The organism is Lamprobacter sp., assembly GCF_034860625.1.
GTDB lineage: Bacteria > Pseudomonadota > Gammaproteobacteria > Chromatiales > Chromatiaceae > Lamprobacter.
The window spans coordinates 1-733 of record NZ_JAYESN010000706.1 but is presented as its reverse complement, the minus strand read 5'-3'; the positions used below and the strand labels follow the sequence as shown (position 1 = coordinate 733).

Genomic DNA, 733 nt, shown 5'->3' with positions numbered 1-733 from the left:
TGACATAAAAGGATGGTACTCATAGTACGAAACAGGAAGTAAGACGAGGTGTTGTTTCACCGGCCCTGATGATCCATGTGCTTCTTATCATTGCTTTCCTTGCGCCCCTAACGTAAGCGAAGTCAACGACATAACGAGCACCGTACTCATCAATGGTTCCGATAGCACAATCGTGAGAACTCACTGTCTGTACGACCCCATCAGCATGCCAACCATCAGCGTCGCGAGCAGGCTGAGCAACACCACCAGCCAGGGCGGCGTCCGCCAAGCGGTCAACAGGACGAAGGCGCTCAAGGCGATGGCGAAGTCAGCCGGCACCGCCACCGCGCCGGTCCACACCGGCTGATAGAGCGCCGCTCCCAGGACGCCGACCACGGCAGCATTGGCGCCCGCCATCGCCGCACGCGCCGCCTGCTGCTGGCGCAGGCGGCTCCAAAACGGCAACACGCCCATCAGCAACAGCATCCCGGGCAGAAAGAGACCGAGCAACGCGATGGCCGCGCCGAGCACAGCGCTCGCGCCCGGCATGGCAATCGCACCGAGGTAGGCGGCGACGGTGAACAGCGGACCCGGCACCGCCTGCGCGGCGCCGTAGCCGCTGAGGAAGGCATCGGCGCTGATCCAGCCCGGCTCGACCAGGCTGGCCTCGAGCAGCGGCAGCACCACGTGACCGCCGCCGAACACCAGCGCGCCCGCGCGGTAGAAGACCTCGAACAGCGCCAGGCCTGGCGCG

Annotated in this window: 2 protein-coding genes; both read right to left on the bottom strand. The window is 64.8% G+C overall.

Annotated features, from left to right (window positions below; all coding sequences use genetic code 11):
* Nucleotides 1–19: 19 nt before the first annotated feature.
* On the bottom strand, nucleotides 20–184 hold the full coding sequence (locus VBE63_RS31735; RefSeq protein WP_416274761.1) for a DUF6883 domain-containing protein: 165 nt from the start codon (nucleotides 182–184) through the stop codon (nucleotides 20–22).
* Nucleotides 181–733, bottom strand: a 553-nt coding sequence (locus VBE63_RS30870) for a chromate transporter (protein WP_323686758.1), incomplete at its 5' end; no start/stop codon positions are given. The genes VBE63_RS31735 and VBE63_RS30870, both read right to left, overlap by 4 nt.